Below are 21508 nucleotides of genomic sequence, written 5' to 3' on the forward strand. Positions count from 1 at the left end.
TAGGCTTCACTTTTGCCGCCCTCATTCTGAGGGCGGTTCAGCTCTTTTTTAGCTTTCAAAGGTTGGACCTGGCCGCGTCTATTGTCATTACTTGATTTGGGCAGGTCCCGTGTAATTAGAAAGGAGCGTCATCCTTATGTTTACTGGCATCAGGATCGTGTTCCTGGGCGGGGACGCAAGACAGCTGGAGGTTATTCGTAAATGCGTAGAGATGGAAGCGACGGTAAGCGCCGCCGGGTTTGATAAGTGGGAAACTCCAAGTCCGGAAGTGAACATGAGTCAGCTTTCGGCCGGACTGCTCAGCAGCGCGGATGTGCTGGTGCTGCCTACGGTGGGGTGTGACGAGGAAGGAAATATTAATGCCGTATTTTCCTCGGATCGCCTACAGTTGCTTGACGAACATATCGCGGCGTTGCCGCCAAATTGCACAGTGTATGCCGGTGTAGCCAAAAGTTATTTGCGCAACCTGTGCGCCAGACATTCGATTAAGCTCGTGGAACTGCTGAACCGGGACGATGTGGCGATTTACAACTCCATTCCAACAGCAGAGGGTGCACTGGTTATGGCCATCCAGAATACCGATTTTACAATTCACGGCTCCTCTTCGATGGTGCTCGGCATGGGCAGAACCGGATTTACAATGGCGAAGGTATTGCAGGGACTCGGTGCCAGTGTAAAGATAGGCGTCAGGAGGCAAGAGCATTACGCACGTGCGGAGGAGATGGGCTGGAAGCCATTTATGACCGGAGAACTGCTGCTGCATGTGCCGGAGGCTGATCTCATCTTTAATACCGTACCGGGCATGATTATAACCGCGCAGGTACTTTCACGTCTTCAGAAGCACTGTGTAATTATCGATCTGGCATCCGCCCCGGGCGGATGCGATTTCCGCTATGCGGAGAAGCATGGAATCAAGGCGTTGCTGGCTCCAGGTCTGCCTGGAAGGTTTGCCCCAAAAAGCGCAGGGATGATTATGGCTAATGCGTTGGTGCAGTCGATATCTGACGAGACATTGCGCACAGCGGACAATAAATGAATTGGCTTATAAATGAGTAGGTTATATTATTATTCAGCATTTCAAAGTAAAGATCTTGCGCACATGAGCCGTTCCTTGGATAGAGACAGTTCTTCAGTGCATATAACGCATGCTTGCTTAGAGAAGTAATGGAGGAATTATAAATGGGTATTTTGGTGCAAAAGTTCGGCGGAACCTCATTGTCCACACCGGCAGCGAGGGAGCATGTCATCCGCCACGTCAAACGGGAGATGGCCAGCGGCTTTGATCTGGTTATTGTCGTCTCCGCTATGGGACGCAAAGGGGAGCCTTACGCAACCGATACGCTGCTTGACTGGGCAGTGCAGAACGGGAATTCCCTGCCGGACCGGGAGAAAGATCTCTTGATGTGCTGCGGAGAAATAATCTCCGCCACTACACTGTGTGGTCTGCTGGAGCAGGAGGGCATCCGCTCTACTGTGCTTACAGGCGCACAGGCTGGCTTCCTTACCGACAACAACTACGGCAACGCAAGAATTCTTGATGTGCAGACCGAACGCATTCTACGGGAATTGCGAGAGCATAAAGTAGTTATAGTAACCGGGTTTCAGGGTCAGACCGAAGCCGGTGATTTTACGACCCTTGGACGCGGAGGAAGCGATACCTCAGCAACTGCGCTTGGTGCAGCGCTCCGTGCGGATATGGTCGATATTTACACCGATGTGGACGGGATTCTTACAGCCGATCCGCGGATTGTCGAGGATGCGAAGCAACTGACCTATGTCAGCTATACAGAAATCTGCAACATGGCCTATCAAGGGGCTAAAGTTATACATCCCCGTGCGGTGGAAATTGCCATGCAGGCCCAGATTCCTGTACGTGTGCGTTCAACGTTCTCGGAAGCCGAAGGTACACTTGTCACTCATCCTGAAGGGTTCAGCGATGTTTCACATGGGGTAGTGGACCGTTATGTGACAGGGATTGCTTATGTCAGTAACATTACACAGATCTCCGTGGAATGTCCGGACGGCAACGGTACCGGAGTACAGCTGCAAATCTTCAAAAGCATGGCCGACAATGAAATCAGTGTGGACTTTATCAATGTAACGCCTTCGGAGGCGCTGTATACTGTGAACGATGACAAATCGGAGCAGGCTATCGCTGCGCTGCAAGAGTTGGGGCTTCGTCCCAAGAGCTTGTCCGGCTGTGCCAAGGTCTCGGTAATCGGCGGAGGCATTAACGGCGTTCCGGGGATTATGGCCCGCATTGTCGAGGCGTTAACCTTGCAGAACATTCAGATTTTACAGTCTGCCGATTCCAATACAACAATCTGGGTACTGGTGAAGAAGGAAGATATGGTACAGTCGCTGCGCGCACTGCATGCCAAGTTTGAATTGCACCGCTGACAAGGAGGAATTCAAAGTGGATTTCGGAAGATTAATAACCGCGATGGTAACCCCTTTTGACGGGGATGGAGAAATCAACTGGGAAGCAACTTCACGCCTTGTTGACTATTTGATTGAGGAACAGAAATCCGAAGCGCTGGTAGTCTGTGGTACCACTGGAGAATCACCCACACTAAGCGAAGAGGAGAAGCTCCGGCTTTTTTCCTACGTTCTGGAGAAAGCGGACGGACGCTGTAAAATCATTGCCGGAACGGGTAGCAACAGCACGAAGAATTCGATTCATCTTACGAAGGAAGCGGAGAAAATCGGAGTAGATGGTGTTCTTCTCGTCGTTCCTTATTATAATAAGCCGAACCAGGAGGGGCTATACCGGCACTTTTCGGCGATCGCTGCGGAAACAAGCTTGCCCTGTATTCTTTACAATGTTCCAAGCCGTACCAGCGTAAGCATGAGTGTGGCGACGACATTAAGACTTGCTGAAATTCCCAATATTGTGGCGACCAAGGAATGTGCCTCAGTCGATCAGATTACTCTGATCGCTTCAGCTTGTGCGGATGATTTCCACGTATATTCGGGGGATGATTCTGCGGGACTGGCAACACTTGCCGTCGGCGGTCACGGTATTATTAGCGTTGCCAGCCATGTGGTGGGAGTTGAGATGTCGGAAATGATCGAAGCCTTTATCTCCGGCAATGTGCACCGGGCCGGCGAGCTTCACCGCCAACTGTTCCCTGTGTTCAAAGGGTTGTTTGAGTGCCCGCAGCCGCTGCCGAACCCTTCGGCTGTTAAGTATGCATTGGAACTGCGGGGTATTCCTGTCGGATCCGTGCGTCTGCCACTGGTGGGACCGAGCGATGATGAAGCCGAGTTCATTAAAGCGCTGCTGAATTAGAAGGTCAAATCTCTTGAATAAGCATTGCAGCAAGAAGCCGGCTTCCCGCGTGGGGAACCGGCTTCTTGCTTTTTGTATTAAAACTGTAAGCTGACGGTTAATTCTCAAACAGTCGAAATGTTGTGAAATAAGCGCAAATGTTAAGGATTGCAACATAGTTTCTGCTTGTCTTTTCCTCAAATAATGCAGGTTCTTTAAGGAAAGAATAGGCTTACGAAGCCGATGACTTGTCTTTTGCCAAAAAAATCATGTATAATGTTCTTAAGTGACTGGGTGCGGCAAAAATTAAATATGCGGTAATCTTCCGTCAATGTAATTTTACATTGTGTGACAGGATAGGTCCTTGTATAAGTCTGTGCAATTGCTGCCAGATTTACGCGCGAGGGGCGCGGCGGTGAAGTTTGACGGTGTTTGTCCGCTTCAAGAAGGTGCTCACTGCCCGAATTCGGGGGTTTTTCGCTTTGCGTAATTATGCAGACTTACGGAATTTCTTGTTCATCGTGGAAACTATCGGCAATTTGAAGAATGTGTTCAGCGCCGCTGAAATAATGAAGCTCATTGTTTACAAATAAAAAGTATGACGTCCAACATCATAGGAGGGTTAGATTCATTTGTCCAAAAAAAACAACAACGATAAATTGCTGATATTCGCATTGGGCGGAGTCGGAGAAATCGGGAAAAACATGTATGTCGTTCAATACGGAAACGACATTGTAGTCGTGGATGCCGGTCTGAAGTTCCCGGAGGAAGATATGCTCGGTATTGATATTGTAATACCTGACATTTCGTACCTGACAGAAAACCGCGACAAGGTAAGAGGTATTGTGCTTACCCACGGACACGAGGATCACATCGGCGGATTGTCTTATGTGCTTAAGAACCTGAATGTTCCGGTTTATGGAACAAGACTTACCCTTGGACTTGTGGAGAACAAGCTTAAGGAAGCTAATCTGCTCGGAGAAACGAAACGGATTCTAATTAACGAAGATTCGGAAATTGAACTGGGAACTTCATTGAAAGCAACCTTCTTCAGAACCAATCACAGTATTCCTGACTCCGTCGGAGTATGCATCGAAACACCGGAAGGCAATGTTGTCCATACAGGTGACTTCAAATTTGACCACACCCCAGTCAATGGTCAATTTGCCAATCTCCACCGTATGGCTGAAATCGGCCAGAAAGGCGTACTGGCGCTTATGTCTGACAGCACGAACGCAGAGAAGCCAGGCTTCACGCCTTCGGAGAAGAATGTCGGCATCGTACTGGAAGATATCTTCCGCAAGGCTGAACAGCGTGTTGTTGTGGCAACCTTTGCTTCCAACGTGCACCGTATTCAGCAGGTGGTTAACGCCGCTGAATCCACTGGCCGCAAGATTACGGTTATTGGCCGCAGTATGGTGAATGTGGTATCCATCGCTTCCGAGCTGGGTTATCTGCATGTGCCGGACGGCATGCTGATTGAACCGGAGGAAATGAATAGAATGGCCGGCAACCGTGTAGTTGTGCTGTGCACAGGCAGCCAGGGCGAACCGATGTCAGCTCTTACACGCATGGCGCGCTCCAGCCACCGCAAAGTGGATATTCTTCCGGGCGACACCGTTATCATTGCGGCAACGCCGGTACCGGGTAACGAGAAATATGTAGGCCGTACGATTGATGAATTGTTCCGTCTTGGCGCTAACGTGATTTACAGCGGTTCCAATTCCGGCGTTCACGTCTCCGGTCACGGCAGCCAGGAAGAGCTGAAGCTGATGCTCAACCTGATGAAGCCTAAATACTTTATTCCTATCCATGGTGAATTCCGGATGCAGCGCAAACATGCGCTTCTGGCAGAATCAGTCGGAGTGGAACCAAGCAACATTTTCATTACCGAAATCGGTGAAATTGTTGAAATTCAGGGCGGATCAGCCCGCAAAGCCGGCAAGGTTACTGCAGGCAACGTGCTGATTGACGGTCTTGGCGTTGGCGATGTCGGCAATATTGTACTGCGAGACCGCAAGCTGCTGTCCCAGGATGGTATCCTTGTTGTCGTTGTGACACTGAGCAAGCAGAACGGAGCAATCGTATCCGGACCGGATATTATCTCCCGCGGCTTTGTCTACGTGCGCGAGTCCGAAGGACTTCTGGATGAAGCGAACCGGATTGTCTCCAGTACGCTGCAGCGCCTGATGAGCGAGAAGGTCAATGAATGGGCTTCGCTCAAAACAAGCGTCAAAGATTCACTCGGCCGTTTCCTCTATGAGCAAACACGCCGCAGACCGATGATCCTCCCGATCATTATGGAAGTGTAAGAAGCAACTAGCTTCTTATAATATAAATATGCAGGGCCAAAGGCCCCTTCTCCCCGGAAATATTGGACGGTTTCTTGGGGAGGAGGGGTCTTTGTGTTGTGCAGCATTATCCCCTGTGTCTATGCAAAATTTGAATGGCAGGTCCGGCTCCGATGCCGATGTGCCCAAATAATTTATTGGCAGGGACAACATTTAGGCCCTTCAATCGTTATATAGCCAAGGAGGTGCAAGATGGGCCCGAAACTGAAGGAGCAGCAGCTTCAATCCAAAATGGCAGAAATCCGCAAGTATTTAATCCGCTTGGGCGCTGGCACCGCCGATGCGGAAGATATCGTGCAGGACACTGTGTACAAGGCACTGCTGTATCTTGACGGGATTGACGAACATAAGATCAGCGCGTGGCTCTACAAGGTGGCAATTAACAGCTACTATGATTTATGCCGAAGGCAAACACGGTTCCAGTATTCCGAAGAAATCGATCTTGAGGCACCTGCAAATGAGCTGCCCGAATCAATGCTGCTGCAGCAGGAGCAAAAGGTGCTTATCGAAAAGGTTCTTGGAAAGCTGAATCCGGCGAACCGCCAGCTGATATTGCTGAAATATGAGATGGAATTCTCCTATAAACAAATCGCGGCGCTTCTAGGCATAACGGAAGGGACGGTAAAGGCTTCACTATACCGCGCCAGACAGCAGTTTCAACAAATTTACGGAGGTGAGGCTGAATGACTGCTCCATGGGAAGAACAAGAGGATCAGAATCTGGTATATACACTGAAACAAGCCAAACGCAAAAGCCTGTTCCGCAGCATTGTCATTTCGCTGCTTGTTAGTATTCTTACACTGGTAGCTATTTTCTTCGGTGCTGCACAGCTGGTGGAGCGGAGATCGGCTGAGTCCCGCTACAGCGAATGGATGTATATGAGGATCAGCAGTCCCAATGAATTTCCGTCCGGATTTAGAGACAACCGTGGATTTCTGTCGGGTGTCATGGAAGTGAATACGTACAAAATCATTGAAGGTGTACCTGTTCCGTGGAATGAGAAATGGTTCAATTACAACGAGTGGTGGTTTCCGTTTGCTACCGGTGCATATGGAGGTACAACCCATCTTAGTGGGACTGACCCGCAGATGAAAGTGGAGGGCTATAAATACAACAGGCAGTACAATCCCTACAACGGACAGAGGGAGATGGCTTATTATATTCCAGAAGTGAATTACGGTAAAATCCTGAATGACCTTTCCTTGCTTACGAAGATGGAGCCTGACGAACTGATGGAGATGGCTTTATCTTTCGATAAGCCTTATTCCTTTGATGAAGTGAAGAAGATGCTGCCTGAAGGAGTGAGACCTGTATGGTATTGGGTCGATACGTATGATGAAACCTCACGGTTCAATTTGGAACCCCATGAAGACGGGAACGGCGGGATGATAGACCCAGAGCCTATGGCATCTTCATCTGGTGTATACGGTTTTGGGATCGGGCCTAACCGGGATGAGGCGTCACCGGATGATTTTCTTGAGCACATCAAGAGCGGGCTTAAACTAAAGGACAATTACCACAGTGAATACAAGCGGATCCATCAATACCTAAAAAAAGACAAAAATGAACCTGAAGCCGGAGATGTCCGCATTCTGGGTGTCGTGGTCACCGGCTCCGCAGCCGGTCTGAAGAACCTGAATGGGCAGTCCTATATCCGCGGTGTTGTGCTGGGAGCCGTTGCGGATAACTATTAAGATAGGAGGAACCAAGCTATTTTTTGTAGAAGTTCATTGCATAAGGGAGTCCCCTGGAATGTCATACTATTGAAAGATAGTACGGCTGCAGCAGATTAGCGCTGTAAGCGGAAAGGGTGAACTGTGCATAATGGACTTTACAGCAGATACTGATACTGGCAAGAATGAAGAGATCCTTCCGGGAGAAATAAAGCCCGTAACGAGTGAACCCATCCCACCGGGTACTGTGGGGGTTCTGAAGGAGCTGGGGCAGACGGTAGTTCCAACGGGAGAACCCGATATTTTCTGTATAACGATTATTGGGCAGATTGAGGGGCATTTCGTACTGCCTCCGCACAACAAAACGACTAAATATGAACATATAATTCCGCAGCTGGTGGCTGCCGAACAGAACAAAAATATAAAAGGGCTGCTGATAATTCTGAATACGGTCGGCGGTGATGTGGAGGCAGGGCTGGCGATTGCAGAAATGATCGCGTCTTTGTCGAAACCGACGGTGACCGTAGTCATTGGCGGGGGCCACAGCATCGGAGTTCCGATTGCCGTGTCTTCCAGCTATTCCATTATTGCGGAGAGCGCAACTATGACGATTCATCCAATCCGCATGAACGGCCTTGTTATAGGTGTGCCCCAGACCTTTGAATACATGGAGCGCATGCAGGAGAGGATGGTCAGATTCGTCACTTCCCATTCACATATTTCAGAACAGCAATTTAAAGATTTAATGTTTAAGACAGGGGAGCTTAATCGTGATATCGGTACAGCTGTTGGCGGCTCTGATGCCGTCAAATATGGTCTGATGGATGAGGTAGGAGGTATCGGAGCAGCGCTGGCGCATCTGAATAGGCTGATTGCCAAGGATGATCTCCAAAGAACAGATGTGTTGCTGCCGGGGGGGCTGACTCAATGACCTTCTATACGGTGCTTCCGATGGAACAAGTTTTTGAAGGGGCGATCCACTTTTCACAGCCCTTGCGGGAGGTCAGCATTCAGGGAATGTTGATGCAGGTTGAACCGCTGGAGGGGGGACAAGCACGGATTGTAAGGCTGCTTCAATGCCCGCTGGACAAATATTTGGACCCGGCATTCGCTCCGGGAGCCGTCGTGTTTTACGATAGATGACAACTACCCCCGGAATCCTTAAGGGAAATGCGAACAGAGAACATAAAGATGCATTTTCTGACAAAACAGAACATAGGTACGCCACGCATTATATGGTATAATGTTGTTCCGGGGGTGGCTGTTGTGGCTAAACGAAAAAAGAAGAAGAAAAAAGCGCTGCTCGGCAGTGTTCTAAAATATGAAATTTACGGCATTATGCTGATAACGATTTCCGTCATTGCATTGTCCGGCGAGGCTGCGGTTGGACGTTCTCTTTCGAGTATGGCAGGTTATTTATTAGGCCGTTTTTATTTTGTGCTGCCGTTGGCCGGTATTTTTTACGGGCTGATGGTGATGATTCACAGAAGATGGCCTTCGAGTTGGAACAGCCGCCATTCCGGCGTGCTGCTGCTTGTGCTGTCCTTGTGTCTGATGAGTTCGATCTCAGCGATGGAGCAGAAGCTCGGTCCATTGTCGATGCTGCATCCTGGCAATGTTATGGCGCAAATACATACTGATCTTTCCGGTGCACTTTCGCCCGGTTCCAGCAACAGCAGCGTATATATGCTTGGCAAAGATATTAGCGGAGGCTATATCGGGGCGCTGGAGTTCGCAGCCCTGTTGTGGCTTTTCGGCACGCTTGGTGCCAAGCTGCTAATGATTGTAATGATGGCCATCAGCTTCATGCTGGTCACGAATCTGTCATATGTAGAGCTGTTCTCGCTGCTGCGGGTCCGTGCTGGGAAGCTGCTGGAAGGGATTCGCCTGAAAGCGGCCAACCGTCCAGCTGCAGTTCCCGTTGCGGCCCGTTCCTCCAGAACAGGCAGAACACCAGCACCACATCCTGTTCAAGAGCTTGAGGAGGATGAAGAGGAGGAGGACGAGCAGGCTTTGCCAAGACGAAGTCAACCGCTGTTTTTCCGGCGGATTGGGGGTTGGCTGAGCGGGACTTCACGGACAGAAGGGCAAGGCGAAGAAGACCGGGAGGAAGATCTCACAGCAGATTTGCTTAACGGTCCGCCCAATAGCCCGATTATTAGCGGACTCGATGCCGGGAGGGGGCGTGCTTCCCTCGATAATCTGGAGGATGATTTCGCTGGAGAAGAGCTGGAGCCCGTTACACCGATTATCCGCGATTTCTTCGAGCATATCCGTTCAGAAGGACTGAATGAAGAAGACCGTGAGGACTGGAGCGAATTCTCTCCTGCGGCGCGAAGCGGGAACGGCTTGAGAGGTTCTGTGTTAGACGGAGTTCCGGCAGATACCCAAGCTACTGATGGGGATGCGCCGGAAGATCCTGTGGTTGTGGAGCTGGACGGGCTGCTGGCTGCTGGCGAAGACGGAGTCCCTGTGCCTGCTGCCCCGCTTCCTCCGCCGCCCAAACCGTATAAGCTACCTTCCTTCCGGCTTCTGGCCAAGCCTAACAATGGAGCCAAGGCGGGAGACCAGAATGATTACATGCAGACTGCCCGCAAGCTGGAAGCTACACTAGAGAGCTTTGGTGTCCGGGCGAAGGTACTTGAGGTGGTAAGAGGCCCGGCCGTTACCCGTTACGAAATTCAGCCGGATATCGGTGTGAAGGTAAGCCGGATCGTCAATCTTACGGATGATATCGCGCTTGCGCTTGCAGCGAAGGATATCCGTATGGAGGCGCCAATACCGGGCAAATCAGCAATCGGGATTGAGGTGCCTAATTCTGAGGTATCCGTCGTAACCATGCGGGAGGTTATGGAAACACAGGTGTTCCAAGATGCCGAGTCCCGGTTGTCGATCGCGTTCGGACGTGATATCTCCGGCCAGACGATTGTCGGCAATTTAGCCAAGATGCCCCATCTGCTCGTAGCCGGTGCTACCGGATCGGGTAAATCTGTCTGTATCAACGGTATCATCACAAGTATCCTTTACAAAGCGAAACCAAATGAGGTCAAATTTCTGATGGTTGACCCGAAGATGGTTGAATTGAATGTATATAACGGGATTCCCCATTTACTTGCCCCGGTAGTTACGGATCCTAAACGGGCAAGTCTGGCGCTGAAAAAGATTGTCGTGGAAATGGAAAAGAGATATGAGCTCTTCTCCAAATCGGGCACACGCAATGTGGAAGGCTACAATACACTGATGAAGGATAATCCTGCTGCAGTTCTGCCTTATATTGTTGTTATTGTGGACGAGCTTGCCGACCTAATGATGGTTGCAGCGAATGATGTTGAGGATGCCATTTGCCGGCTGGCGCAGATGGCCCGGGCGGCAGGCATTCATTTGATTATTGCCACCCAGCGTCCATCGGTGGATGTTATTACTGGACTTATTAAGGCAAATATTCCCTCCCGTATCGCATTCGGTGTGTCGTCAAATGTGGATTCCCGGACGATCCTGGACATGCCGGGGGCCGAGAAGCTGCTTGGACGCGGAGATATGCTCTTCCTGCCGATGGGCGCATCTAAGCCAATCCGTGTGCAGGGGGCATTCATGAGCGATCAGGAAGTCGAGACCATCGTGCAGTATGTCAGCAGCCAAGGGGAAGCCAATTATGACGAGACCCTGGTGCCTGAAGTAGATGACATGGTCACAGAGGACCAGGAGCCGCAGGACGAGCTCTATGAGCAGGCGGTACAAATTGTACTGGAAGCGAAGCAGGCCTCTGTATCGCTGCTCCAGCGGCGGATGCGCGTAGGTTATACCCGTGCTGCGCGGCTGATAGATGCCATGGAAGCCAGAGCGGTTATCGGGCCGTACGAAGGCAGCAAGCCGCGGGAAGTACTTATGTCACTGGAGCAATATCAACAGAACAGAATAAGCTCATAATATAGCCAAAAGAGCTGTCCCCTTACCCGGGATCAGCTCTTTTTTGCATGTGATATTTAGTTTGCTTTTGGCGCTGCAAGGAGACGTTCAACGATGTATTCGAGCTGAGCATTAAGCGAAAAGATGTCGCTGTAGTACGCCAGTCCAAAGTCTATTTCCATTAAGCGGCCCGCTTTTACCGCGGTAATGCTGTTCCACAGCGGATCTTCGGTCAGATCAGCCATGCCGTCATAGGATGATCCAGAAGGAACTCTGCCGGATATCTATAATTTCTATAATTTTTATAAGTGCTTTATTCCGCAGCAAAATATGATCTTGCAAATTCATGGCCGTATCTCAACTCCTGTCGGTTCATCTTTTGCCTTCTCCGGGTTGCAATGCATAGGATCACCTGTCAGTCGTCATAATAACTTTAGCCATCAATGTTGAACTTACAAGAGAAAGGTAGAGCGAACCCAATGAAAAAACATAAGCAATGGATTTTTGCCGGCTTAACCCTTGCACTGGCCACCTTGCCGCTTGCAGGTCTATTCTTTGAGGATCAGAGTGCGGTCTACGCCAGTCCGTATCATGCTTCGTCTGATCTGTCGGAAACTGCTGCTCCCGATGGTGAGGCGTTGCCTGCTTTTGGAACAACACCGCTTAAGGTCGGCTCTTCCGGACAAGATGTTTACGAACTGCAGGGAAGATTGAAGCATCTGGGGTATTTCTCGGGCAAAATAGACAGCCAATTTGGATCTAAAACGAAAAATGCGGTAACCTGGTTCCAGTGGAAATTCGGCATAAAATCTGACGGTATCGTCGGTGCCAAAACAAAGTTGAAACTGTACAATGCCACCAAGGCTTGGAAGCCGACAGAGCCTTCAACCAGCACAGCAAATAAAAATACCGGAAACAAAAGTAAAACTGCCGATTCCGGCAAGTCGAATACAGCGGAACTGTCCTCAGGGAATACAATGGGCCTGACCGAAAATGATTTGAAAATCATGGCCAATGCCGTTTATGGGGAGTCGCGGGGTGAGCCGTTTGAAGGACAGGTTGCCGTTGCTGCGGTTATTCTGAACCGTGTGAAATCCCCAAGCTTTCCGAATACACCTTCCGGCGTTATTTTTCAGCCAGGGGCGTTTACGGCCGTAGCTGACGGGCAGATCTACCTAGAACCCAATGAGCAGGCACGCAAAGCTGTTCAGCAGGCGCTTAATGGCTGGGATCCTTCAGGCGGCTGCCTTTATTATTTTAATCCGAAGACGGCTACTTCCAAATGGATTTGGACCCGTCCGCAGGTGAAAACAATCGGGGAGCATATTTTCTGCATGTAGCAGCAGACCTGTACTTGCCGCAATTTAACCCCCTGTATAAAACCGACCCAGAGCAACCGGTAAGCTTTTCTTCCGGTTGCTTCCTTACTTTGGAATGGTTTAGAATGGATAATACTTCATAAACTTGTTGTAGAGCATCTATCCACGCCGTAAAGGAGTTTTAGACTTGACAAATAATGGATTTCAACATGGCAACGCCGCAGGCATGCGCATTCATGTATTGCCGACCAAGGCGTTCAAGACCTTCGCCATTTCACTTTATGCTGGGGTTCCGCTGGACGAAAGTACGGTCACTTCCACAGCGCTGGTTCCTTTTGTGCTTCGCAGAGGTACAGCCAACTATCCGGAAACAACCCAGTTCCGTGAACGTCTGGAGGAACTTTATGGTGCCGGATTTGGTTTTGATATCTACAAAAGAGGCGATTATCAGATTGTCCAGTTCCGGATGGATACGATCAACGACTCCTTTGTGCAGAGCAAAGAGAGCCTTCTCGGGGAGTCTTTTGCTTTCCTAGGAGAAGTACTGACCCGGCCTTTGCTGGAGGACGGAAGCTTCCGTGCATCGTATGTCGCAACAGAACGTGAGACGGTACGCAAAAAGCTGGAAGCGATTGTTAACGATAAGATCCGCTATGCGGCTGAACGCTGTATTGAAGAAATGTGCCGTAAGGAGCCTTACCGTCTGCATCCCCTTGGCCAAAGAGCCGACCTTGACAGCATTACTCCAGAAAACCTGTATAAATCCTACAATTCCTGGTTGAACGGAGCGATCCTCGATCTTTACGTCGTTGGTGACACTACACCTGAGGAAGTTGAAAAGCTGGTCGTTCGCCATTTTGGCCGTGCACACAAGGAGACCACAGCGTATTCCTCCAACTTTTCACCGGTAGCCGTTACAGAGGTCCGGACTGTGGAAGAGAAGCTGGATGTTAATCAGGGCAAGCTTAACATGGGGCTCCGCACTTCCATAACTTACAAGGATGACAAATACGCCTCCGCGCTGATGTATAACGGAATATTAGGCGGTTATCCTCACTCGAAGCTGTTCGTCAACGTTCGTGAGAAGGAGAGCCTTGCCTATTATGCGTCCTCCCGCTATGACGGACATAAAGGCATTGGAACCATTCAATCGGGGATCGAAACCCAAAATTACGGCAAGGCCGTCGATATTATCCGCAAACAGCTGGAGGAATTGAAGGCTGGAAATATCAGTGACTTGGAGCTGAACCAGACCAAGGCAATGATCCGCAATCTGCTTTCCGAAATTCAAGATTCGGCGTTTGAACTGATCTCGTTTGATTTCAACCGTCAGTTGTCCGGAAAAGACCGTTCCGCACTGGAGCTGCTGGCTCAAGTCGATGGCACCGGAGTGGAAGATGTGAAGGCGGCTGCCGACACGTTCCAGCTGGATACGATTTATTTCCTGACAGGGAAGGAGGAATAGCGGTGAAACAGATTCATTACGAAAGACTTCAAGAAACACTGTACCACGAGGTTATGGATAACGGTCTGCAGGTCTATGTGCTGCCTAAGCCCGCTTTCCAGAAAACCTATGCCACCTTCGCCACTAAATATGGCTCTGTGGACAATCACTTCAAAGTTGCCGGCGGTGAAGAAACCACTGTCCCTGACGGTATTGCCCACTTTCTGGAGCATAAAATGTTCGAAGAGCCGGAAGGTGACATTTTTGCCACCTTTGCTTCTAACGGTGCGTCGGCAAATGCTTTCACGAGCTTTGACCAGACAGTGTATCTTTTTTCGGCCACAGAAAATATTGAGACCAATCTCAGTACCCTCGTTGATTTTGTACAGCGGCCTTATTTCACCGACGAGAATGTCGAAAAGGAAAAAGGAATTATCGGCCAGGAAATCAATATGTACGCGGATAATCCGGATTGGCGCGTCTATTTTGGTTTGATTGAGGCCATGTACGCCAAACATCCGGTACATATCGATATCGCCGGAACGATCGAATCAATTGCCACCATTACCAAAGAAACACTGTACACCTGCTACAATTCCTTTTATCATCCCAGCAATATGCTGCTGTTTGTAGTCGGCGGCGTAGAACCGGAGAAGGTATTCGAGCTGATCCGCAGCAACCAGGCCGGTAAATCATACGAAAAGCAGGGTGAAATCTCGCGTATTTTTGAAGAGGAGCCCGTTCATGTTGCAGAGAAACATAAGGAAAGCCGTCTCGCCGTATCTATGCCGAAATGTCTCTTCGGCTTTAAAGAGAAGGTAGAAGGCCTCACCGGTGAAGCGGCAGTCCGCCGTGATCTGACCACTAAGCTAATGCTGGATCTGTTGCTGGGCAGCAGTACGACGCTGTACCAGAAGCTCTATGACGAGGAACTGATCTCCGACAGCTTCGGACATGAATTCAACAGCTCACCGCAGTACGCGTTCTCGGCGATTGGCGGCGATACGAAGGATCCGGATCGGCTCATCAGCAGGTTGAAGGAAGAAATCAGTGTTATTCTGAAGACTGGCTTCGCCGAGAAGGATTTCGAGCGGGCGCGCAAAAAGAAAATCGGCGGCTATCTGCGCATGCTGAACTCGCCGGAGAGCATTGCTCACGAATTCACACGCTACCAGTTTAGAGGCGGCGATTTGTTTGAAGTGCTGCCGCTTTATGAATCCATTACGCTGGATGAGGTCAATGCCCGCTTGCGTGATCATGTAGACTGGGAACAACTCGCTGTGTCGCTTGTGGTGAGTCCTTAATGGCGTTATCGGGAGAGGGCAGCAAGCCTATAGGAGAAATGACCGTGCTTGTCACTGGAGGCAGCGGAGGAATTGGCGGGGCCATCGCCGAACGTTTTGCTTCCGTGGGGATGAACATTGTTATTCATTATATGAACTCGCACGAAGCGGCGAATGATGTGGCTCGGCGCTGTATGGCGCTGGGGTCCAAGGTGTTGACTGTGACCGCTGATATGAAGGACCGCAGCCAGCTTGTCCGCATGGCAGAAAAGCTGGAAAGCAGCGGAATGCAGCCGGATATTCTGGTTAATAACGCCGGAAAAGCACATTATGGCATGCTGGCTGATGTGACGGAGGAAGAGTGGGACGATATTATGGCGGTGAATCTGAAAGGCACTTTTTTGTGCAGCCAGATTTTTATGCCTTATATGGTCAGCCAGCGGTATGGGCGGATTATTAATGTCTCCTCCGTTTGGGGCATCTCAGGCGCTTCCTGCGAGGTTGCCTACTCCGCCAGCAAGGGTGGGGTGAATGCCTTCACTAAGGCATTATCCAAAGAGCTGGCACCCTCAGGAGTCACGGTGAATGCCGTGGCTCCCGGTGCTGTCCATACGGCCATGCTGGCCAATCTGCAGGAGGATGAGATGCGGATGCTTGAGGAAGAGATTCCTGCGGGACGACTGGCTTCCCCTCATGAAATCGCCTCGCTTGTTTATTTTCTCGCCTTGCCTGAATCCGGGTACATTACCGGCCAGGTAATCAGTCCGAACGGCGGATGGATCACCTGATGAATCCGGTTACTGGCGTGGAGGCTTGGAGAAATGCTCCAGCATAAAAACGTACCGCCCGAGACATATTATAACTGTTGCTTTTAAATCTCACGTAAGGCGGCTGTCACCTGAACAAGGCGGGCGGACCGTAAACATGAAGGAGGATTTAAGATGTCAACAGAAACCGTAGTGAAAAACTTTGATACCTGGAAAAGCTTTTTGGGTGAACGGGTCATTCAGGCTGAAAAAATGGGGATGAGCGAAGATACCATTTCCAAGCTGGCTTTCGAAATCGGGGAATTCCTTGATAAGAAAGTCGATCCGGGAAACTATTCCAACCGGGCAATCAAAGAGCTGTGGGATGTCGGTACAGACGATGAGAAGCATACCATTGCTTCCCTCATGGTCAAGCTGGCGAAGAAAAACGCATAGGCATGCGGAACAAGCTCCCCTCGCGGGAGCTTTTCTGCAATTATTACAGTAGTGTCCTTGCCTTTCAATTTCATTTTATATATCATTAACATGACCCGTGTTTCAGAACGCTTGCCGAAGCAGGTTTTTTTAATGTATGGCAAAGTGCAGGGAAAAGGAATCTATGAGGTGTAACAAGTGGAATATAAACAATGGTATATGGAGTACAAGATACATAAGAACAGACCTGGTCTGCTTGGAGATATCGCTTCTATGCTCGGAATGCTTGAAGTCAACATCCTGACTATCAACGGTGTGGAAGGCAAGACGCGCGGAATGCTCCTGGAAACAAACGATGACGAGAAGATTATGCTGATGGGTGAAATGCTCAAAAAAGTAGATAATATTACGGTTACGGCGCTGCGTTCTCCACGGCTTGTGGATAAGCTGGCTGTCCGGCATGGACGATATATTGACCGCGATTCGGATGACCGCAAGACGTTCCGTTTTACCCGGGATGAACTGGGACTGCTCGTGGATTTCCTCGGCGAACTGTTTAAAAGGGAAGGGAATCAGGTTATAGGACTACGGGGAATGCCCCGCGTCGGCAAGACGGAGTCTATTATCGCCGGTAGTGTCTGCGCCATGAAGCGCTGGACATTTGTTTCTTCGACGCTTTTGCGGCAAACGGTCCGCAGCCAGCTGGCTGAGGATGAGATGAACCCTCATAATGTCTTTATTATTGACGGGATTGTAAGCACGATCCGCTCCAATGAGAAGCATTATAATCTGCTTCAGAATGTGATGAGTATGCCCAGCACAAAAGTAATTGAGCATCCGGATATTTTTGTGCGGGAATCCGAATATACCTTTGATGATTTTGATATCATTATTGAGCTGCGCAATATGCCGAACGAAGAGATATTGTACGAGTCGTTTACGACAAGCTACAGTGATGATCTTTAGAATATAAAACAAAGCGGATGCTTTCGAAGCGGGTTTTGTACGATGCTCTTCAAGAAAGCAAATGCTGACAAAACTTTTAGGAGGTGATGGCATGTCGGAACTGGGCCGGCATTTGAAGGAGGCTCGTCTGCAAAAAGGGATGAGTCTTGACGATGTCCAGGAAGTAACAAAGATTCGAAAAAAATATTTAGAAGCCATCGAGGCGGGTGACTATAAAGTGCTTCCCGGGAGCTTCTATGTTCGGGCGTTTATCAAAACCTACGCTGAGGCAGTGGGTGTGAACCCGGACGAGCTCATGGAAGAGCATGGCAATGTCCCGGCTGCCCCGGTAGAAACAACAACGATGGAGACCGTGATTCAGAAGCGCAGCCGCAGACCTGAAACGGAACGGAATGCGAAGTGGCTTCCGACAGTCCTGATGTGGACCTTCCCTATATTGATTATTGTAGTAATTTATTTGTACGCTTCTTCGAATATGAACAAAGCTGATCCTGAAAATGCTGCTCCCGAGAATTTGACCAACGAACAAAAGGATCCTTCTAAGAATCAGCCTTCCCCGACAGCGGTCGGGGGCGGAGTGGTGTCTCCTTCGGAATCAGCAGGCAGCCCTGAAGCGACTGCAACGGCTACTGTGGCTCCGACGGCTACACCAGTTCCTTCACCAAGCTCTCAGGCGGTTACGGTCACACAGGACCGTAAATCGGGCAAAACGACGATTTACAAAGTTTCTGCTCCTTCCGGAAGCGCTGTGCAGGTTGAGATTGCAGCAACCGGTGTAAGCTGGCTTGAAGTTTACAAGGGTGAAAATTCCAAAGGTGAGAAGCTCAGCTTTGGCAACACTGCTGCCGGTGAGAATAAGAGCTTTACACTCGGCAGTGAAGGGATCTATATTAAATCCGGTTACTCGCCAGCTACAAATATTACTGTTAACGGACAAGTGATCACTGACGGCAAAACCTCCTCCCGCATTCTGCTTGAACTGGATGAGGGCACTTCAGCCGACAGTGAATCCGGAAACACAGATGAGTCACAGGACAGCGTTACTAGCCAGAATAGCAATTCAGGTCAATAAAGGTAACCACGTATAGACTTTGGCTTTTTGGAGAATATAAGAGTGATTTACAGTTCTTACGCCAAAGTGAGGTGTATACTCTCATGACCGTTAGCTGGATTGTAACAGGGCTGGGCATTATCGTCAGTCTCCTCGGTTATTACTTGACGCCGAGCGCCTGGGGCTATGGAATTCTTGGCTTCGGACTGGCACATATTGTGCTGGGGATTCTGGATATGTTTCGGTCTCCCGCTCGCAGCAGATAAAGCCGCTGTATGAACGTCTCCCGGCAGTAGTTATTGCCGGGGGGCGTGTTTTTAGCCTTTGATTATCAAAGGCTTGCACTTGGCTCCACATCTGTGGGGCTGTTTTGCATGCGGGGGTGCGGGTGCCTTATTCTTGCCATAATTAGACTTAAGAAGCCCTTTCTCATATAATAGGAGCAGAATAATTGTTAGCAAAGGACGTGGATTCATGAGTTCAGAAAGTTCATTTGACATTGTATCCAAAATGGATATGCAGGAATTGACCAATGCTGTTCACCAGACCGAGAAGGAGATTGATAACCGGTTTGACTTCAAGAACAGCAAAAGCAGCCTGAAGCTGGAAAAGGATGCGCTTATGATCGCCTCAGAGGACGAGTATAAGCTGGGCGCAGTCATTGATATTTTGCAATCCAAGATGGTCAAACGTGGGATTACCCTCAAGAATCTGGATTTCGGAAAAGTCGAACCGGCTTCCCTTGGGACAGTGCGCCAGCGTCTTGGCCTTAAGCAGGGAATCGATCAGGAGAACGCCAAGAAAATCAATATTCTGATCCGGGATTCCAAGCTGAAGGTGAAGAGTCAGATTCAGGGAGATCAAATCCGCGTTACCGGCAAAAGCCGCGATGATTTGCAGCAAATTATTCAGATTTTGCGCAAAGCCGATTTGCCGCTGGATTTGCAGTTTAACAATTTAAAGTAAGCTTTTGTACCCCGCAGTGCTTACGCACCGGTTTTTGCGGGGTGCTTTCTGTTTTTTTGACACGTACATATAGCTATAATATACTTGCTTAAGCAGTTTTGAAGAAAATAGTGGAATTTCGGATTCGTAACGATCAGGGGAGGAACTTCAGTGAATTTGCCCAACCGCATCACGCTAGCCCGCATTTGCCTTATCCCGATTATGATGTTTTTTTTGCTGGTGGATTTCAGATTTTATCCGGAGCCTTTACATTGGGGCTCGTTCCAGCTTTCAATTAATCATCTGATCGCGGCTGTAATCTTCCTGCTCGCGGCCAGCACGGACGGTATAGACGGCTATATAGCCCGGAAATATAACATGGTCACTAATCTCGGCAAGCTGCTCGACCCGCTGGCGGACAAGCTGCTGGTTTCTGCGGTGCTGATTTCTCTGGTTGAGCTGGGAAGATGCGATTCATGGATCGCCATTGTGATTATCAGCCGTGAGTTCGCCGTAACCGGGCTGCGCCAGGTAGCGCTGCTCGAAGGCAAAGTGGTTGCCGCCAGCAAATGGGGCAAGATAAAGACAGTCGTGCAGATTGTCGCCATTTCCCTTCTGCTGCTCAACAACTTTCCCTTCCAGTTCGTCAGTATCCCTCTTGATGATATTGCCATTTGGGCCGCTGCGCTCATCACTATTTATTCGGGGATTGATTATTTCGTGAAGAACAAGGATCTGCTCCAACTTCATGATGCTTAGAACTTAATCACCCATCCACTTTATAACCAGGAGGAGAAAGCCAGCTATGAAAGCAGAAATAATTGCCGTCGGGACGGAGCTTTTACTTGGACAAATCGTGAACAGCAATGCCCAGTTCTTATCTGTAGAGCTGGCCGCGATGGGAATTGATGTATATTTTCAAACTGTGGTCGGGGATAACAGCGGCCGTATTCAGGAAGCAACAGAGATTGCAAAGAGCCGTGCAGATGTCATTTTGTTCACTGGTGGAATCGGTCCGACCGAAGATGACCTGACCAAAGACGCACTGGCGTTAACGCTGGGCCGTTCGCTTTATATCGACCCGCTTGCGATGGATCATGTACAGCGTTTTTTTGATGACCGAAAAATTGTGATGACAGAGAACAACCGTAAGCAGGCACTTATTATTGAAGGAACTACGCCGCTTTCCAATGAAATCGGCCTTGCTGTCGGGATCGCGTTCGCCCATGAAGAGAAGTATTATATCGTGCTTCCAGGCCCGCCGCGTGAGATGAAGCCAATGTTTACGGACAAGGCTAAACCATGGCTGCTGCAGCACGCACTGACAGACGAAATGCCGATTTACTCCAAAATGCTCAAATTTGCCGGCATCGGCGAGTCGCTGCTGGAGGACAAATTGATCGATTTGATCCGGAGTCAGACTGATCCAACTATCGCTCCTTATGCCAAGGAAGGGGAAGTGACGGTCCGCATCTCTACCAAAGCGACTTCTGAACACAGTGCCATGGAGAAGCTGGATGTGTTGGAGAAGACAATCAAGGATATTCTGCCGGAGCATATGTATGCCAATATAGATGTGCCGCTGGAACAGCTTATTGTCGATTGGATGGCAGATGCCGGACTGACCTTAAGCGCCGCAGAGAGCTGTACAGGCGGTTTGCTGATGGAGAGCATCACGAATATTCCGGGCAGCGCAACCATGTTCAATGGGGGTATAATTTGCTATTCCAATGACATGAAGAAGAAGCTGCTGAATGTGCCTGCTGCTCTTCTTGAGGGTCCTGATGCTGCCGGAGCGGTCAGCCGCGAAGTGGCTGAGGTGCTGGCGGAACAGGTAAGAATGATAGGGGACAGTGATTTCGGGTTATCAGTTACAGGCGTTGCCGGTCCCGGCTATTCCGAACGCAAGCCGGTAGGGCTTGTCTATGTCGGCTTAGCCGAACGGGGGCAAAAGACTGAGGTGTATGAGCTCAATCTCAAAGGGACGCGTGAGAACATCCGGCTGCGTTCAGTCAAAGCGCTATTATACCGTCTCTGGCGCAGGCTCGAGGAGCGCAAGGTGGCTACTCCGCCGGATGGATCAGCCTTGCAATAACCTGCTAAGACGGTATATAATTG

Annotated in this window: 21 protein-coding genes; 20 read left to right on the forward strand and 1 reads right to left on the reverse strand. The window is 49.7% G+C overall.

Translation table 11 applies throughout. The features are described 5' to 3' along the window. The first annotated feature begins 136 nt into the window (after positions 1 to 136). The 9 genes from dpsA (at position 137) to AC3WT9_RS01590 (ending at position 11222) form a co-directional block, all read left to right on the forward strand. Complete coding sequence (dpsA, locus tag AC3WT9_RS01550; RefSeq protein ID WP_341093955.1) at positions 137 to 1036, forward strand: dipicolinate synthase subunit DpsA; 900 nt, start codon at positions 137 to 139, stop codon at positions 1034 to 1036. A gap of 143 nt (positions 1037 to 1179) precedes the next feature. Continuing rightward, a complete protein-coding gene (gene dapG / locus AC3WT9_RS01555) occupies positions 1180 to 2400 on the forward strand; it encodes an aspartate kinase (protein WP_341093954.1) in 1221 nt (406 codons plus the stop codon). A gap of 16 nt (positions 2401 to 2416) precedes the next feature. Further along, the gene (gene dapA / locus AC3WT9_RS01560) at positions 2417 to 3292 is read left to right on the forward strand and encodes a 4-hydroxy-tetrahydrodipicolinate synthase (protein ID WP_341093953.1); all 876 of its coding nucleotides are present in this window, start codon (positions 2417 to 2419) and stop codon (positions 3290 to 3292) included. Between the two features lie 611 nt (positions 3293 to 3903). Continuing rightward, positions 3904 to 5583 carry a ribonuclease J gene (locus AC3WT9_RS01565; protein ID WP_038593375.1) on the forward strand — a complete coding sequence of 560 codons (1680 nt, stop codon included), beginning with the start codon at positions 3904 to 3906 and terminating at the stop codon, positions 5581 to 5583. A gap of 231 nt (positions 5584 to 5814) precedes the next feature. Beyond that, positions 5815 to 6309, forward strand: a complete 495-nt coding sequence (locus AC3WT9_RS01570; protein WP_038593373.1) for an RNA polymerase sigma factor — start codon at positions 5815 to 5817, stop codon at positions 6307 to 6309. Further along, on the forward strand, positions 6306 to 7316 hold the full coding sequence (locus AC3WT9_RS01575) for an anti-sigma factor (RefSeq protein WP_341093951.1): 1011 nt from the start codon (positions 6306 to 6308) through the stop codon (positions 7314 to 7316). Before AC3WT9_RS01570 ends, AC3WT9_RS01575 begins: the two co-directional genes overlap by 4 nt. 130 nt (positions 7317 to 7446) lie before the next feature. Then, complete coding sequence (locus AC3WT9_RS01580; RefSeq protein WP_341093950.1) at positions 7447 to 8226, forward strand: ClpP family protease; 780 nt, start codon at positions 7447 to 7449, stop codon at positions 8224 to 8226. Further along, on the forward strand, positions 8223 to 8438 hold the full coding sequence (locus tag AC3WT9_RS01585) for a YlzJ-like family protein (RefSeq protein WP_341093949.1): 216 nt from the start codon (positions 8223 to 8225) through the stop codon (positions 8436 to 8438). Before AC3WT9_RS01580 ends, AC3WT9_RS01585 begins: the two co-directional genes overlap by 4 nt. A gap of 123 nt (positions 8439 to 8561) precedes the next feature. After that, positions 8562 to 11222 (forward strand): FtsK/SpoIIIE family DNA translocase, encoded by a 2661-nt coding sequence (locus AC3WT9_RS01590; RefSeq protein ID WP_341093947.1) that lies wholly within the window; start codon positions 8562 to 8564, stop codon positions 11220 to 11222. A gap of 56 nt (positions 11223 to 11278) precedes the next feature. Here the strand turns inward: AC3WT9_RS01590 and AC3WT9_RS01595 are convergent, their stop codons facing one another. Next, positions 11279 to 11446 (reverse strand): hypothetical protein, encoded by a 168-nt coding sequence (locus tag AC3WT9_RS01595; protein WP_341093946.1) that lies wholly within the window; start codon positions 11444 to 11446, stop codon positions 11279 to 11281. A gap of 234 nt (positions 11447 to 11680) precedes the next feature. On the opposite strand from AC3WT9_RS01595, the gene sleB reads away from it, so the two are divergent. The 11 genes from sleB (at position 11681) to AC3WT9_RS01650 (ending at position 21485) form a co-directional block, all read left to right on the forward strand. Next, entirely contained in the window at positions 11681 to 12541 is an 861-nt protein-coding gene (gene sleB / locus AC3WT9_RS01600; RefSeq protein WP_341093945.1) for a spore cortex-lytic enzyme, read from the forward strand. A 205-nt stretch (positions 12542 to 12746) separates the two neighbouring features. Continuing rightward, positions 12747 to 13985 carry an EF-P 5-aminopentanol modification-associated protein YfmF gene (gene yfmF / locus AC3WT9_RS01605; protein WP_341380383.1) on the forward strand — a complete coding sequence of 413 codons (1239 nt, stop codon included), beginning with the start codon at positions 12747 to 12749 and terminating at the stop codon, positions 13983 to 13985. 2 nt (positions 13986 to 13987) lie between these two features. Next, positions 13988 to 15268 (forward strand): EF-P 5-aminopentanol modification-associated protein YfmH, encoded by a 1281-nt coding sequence (gene yfmH, locus AC3WT9_RS01610; protein ID WP_341093944.1) that lies wholly within the window; start codon positions 13988 to 13990, stop codon positions 15266 to 15268. After that, positions 15268 to 16035 carry an elongation factor P 5-aminopentanone reductase gene (gene ymfI, locus AC3WT9_RS01615; protein WP_038593352.1) on the forward strand — a complete coding sequence of 256 codons (768 nt, stop codon included), beginning with the start codon at positions 15268 to 15270 and terminating at the stop codon, positions 16033 to 16035. The genes yfmH and ymfI overlap by 1 nt, the downstream gene beginning before the upstream one ends. Before the next feature lie 153 nt (positions 16036 to 16188). Beyond that, positions 16189 to 16449, forward strand: a complete 261-nt coding sequence (locus AC3WT9_RS01620; RefSeq protein WP_341093943.1) for a DUF3243 domain-containing protein — start codon at positions 16189 to 16191, stop codon at positions 16447 to 16449. A gap of 177 nt (positions 16450 to 16626) precedes the next feature. Then, entirely contained in the window at positions 16627 to 17394 is a 768-nt protein-coding gene (locus tag AC3WT9_RS01625) for a DUF3388 domain-containing protein (protein ID WP_038593346.1), read from the forward strand. Positions 17395 to 17485: 91 nt separating this feature from the next. Then, positions 17486 to 18466: a RodZ domain-containing protein gene (locus tag AC3WT9_RS01630; protein ID WP_341093942.1), complete on the forward strand. Its 981-nt coding sequence runs from the start codon at positions 17486 to 17488 to the stop codon at positions 18464 to 18466. An 83-nt stretch (positions 18467 to 18549) separates the two neighbouring features. Beyond that, positions 18550 to 18711, forward strand: a complete 162-nt coding sequence (locus tag AC3WT9_RS01635) for a hypothetical protein (RefSeq protein ID WP_341093941.1) — start codon at positions 18550 to 18552, stop codon at positions 18709 to 18711. 208 nt (positions 18712 to 18919) lie between these two features. After that, a complete protein-coding gene (locus tag AC3WT9_RS01640; protein ID WP_038593340.1) occupies positions 18920 to 19411 on the forward strand; it encodes a YajQ family cyclic di-GMP-binding protein in 492 nt (163 codons plus the stop codon). A 150-nt stretch (positions 19412 to 19561) separates the two neighbouring features. Beyond that, entirely contained in the window at positions 19562 to 20149 is a 588-nt protein-coding gene (gene pgsA / locus AC3WT9_RS01645) for a CDP-diacylglycerol--glycerol-3-phosphate 3-phosphatidyltransferase (RefSeq protein ID WP_038593337.1), read from the forward strand. Positions 20150 to 20195: 46 nt separating this feature from the next. Beyond that, a complete protein-coding gene (locus tag AC3WT9_RS01650; protein WP_341378928.1) occupies positions 20196 to 21485 on the forward strand; it encodes a competence/damage-inducible protein A in 1290 nt (429 codons plus the stop codon). Positions 21486 to 21508: the final 23 nt, after the last annotated feature.

This window comes from Paenibacillus sp. EB106-06-01-XG199, assembly GCF_058791575.1.

What these genes read in the sequence shown, in the direction of transcription:
- dapG (WP_341093954.1), top strand. Translation starts at nt 1,180, where the DNA reads ATGGGTATTTTGGTGCAAAAGTTCGGCGGAACCTCATTGTCCACACCG.
- AC3WT9_RS01585 (WP_341093949.1), top strand. Translation starts at nt 8,223, where the DNA reads ATGACCTTCTATACGGTGCTTCCGATGGAACAAGTTTTTGAAGGGGCG.
- AC3WT9_RS01620 (WP_341093943.1), top strand. Translation starts at nt 16,189, where the DNA reads ATGTCAACAGAAACCGTAGTGAAAAACTTTGATACCTGGAAAAGCTTT.
- AC3WT9_RS01570 (WP_038593373.1), top strand. Translation starts at nt 5,815, where the DNA reads ATGGGCCCGAAACTGAAGGAGCAGCAGCTTCAATCCAAAATGGCAGAA.
- AC3WT9_RS01635 (WP_341093941.1), top strand. Translation starts at nt 18,550, where the DNA reads ATGACCGTTAGCTGGATTGTAACAGGGCTGGGCATTATCGTCAGTCTC.
- AC3WT9_RS01580 (WP_341093950.1), top strand. Translation starts at nt 7,447, where the DNA reads ATGGACTTTACAGCAGATACTGATACTGGCAAGAATGAAGAGATCCTT.
- dpsA (WP_341093955.1), top strand. Translation starts at nt 137, where the DNA reads ATGTTTACTGGCATCAGGATCGTGTTCCTGGGCGGGGACGCAAGACAG.
- ymfI (WP_038593352.1), top strand. Translation starts at nt 15,268, where the DNA reads ATGGCGTTATCGGGAGAGGGCAGCAAGCCTATAGGAGAAATGACCGTG.
- AC3WT9_RS01575 (WP_341093951.1), top strand. Translation starts at nt 6,306, where the DNA reads ATGACTGCTCCATGGGAAGAACAAGAGGATCAGAATCTGGTATATACA.
- AC3WT9_RS01595 (WP_341093946.1), bottom strand. Translation starts at nt 11,446, where the DNA reads ATGGCTGATCTGACCGAAGATCCGCTGTGGAACAGCATTACCGCGGTA.
- AC3WT9_RS01630 (WP_341093942.1), top strand. Translation starts at nt 17,486, where the DNA reads ATGTCGGAACTGGGCCGGCATTTGAAGGAGGCTCGTCTGCAAAAAGGG.
- AC3WT9_RS01650 (WP_341378928.1), top strand. Translation starts at nt 20,196, where the DNA reads ATGAAAGCAGAAATAATTGCCGTCGGGACGGAGCTTTTACTTGGACAA.
- yfmF (WP_341380383.1), top strand. Translation starts at nt 12,747, where the DNA reads ATGCGCATTCATGTATTGCCGACCAAGGCGTTCAAGACCTTCGCCATT.
- AC3WT9_RS01640 (WP_038593340.1), top strand. Translation starts at nt 18,920, where the DNA reads ATGAGTTCAGAAAGTTCATTTGACATTGTATCCAAAATGGATATGCAG.
- sleB (WP_341093945.1), top strand. Translation starts at nt 11,681, where the DNA reads ATGAAAAAACATAAGCAATGGATTTTTGCCGGCTTAACCCTTGCACTG.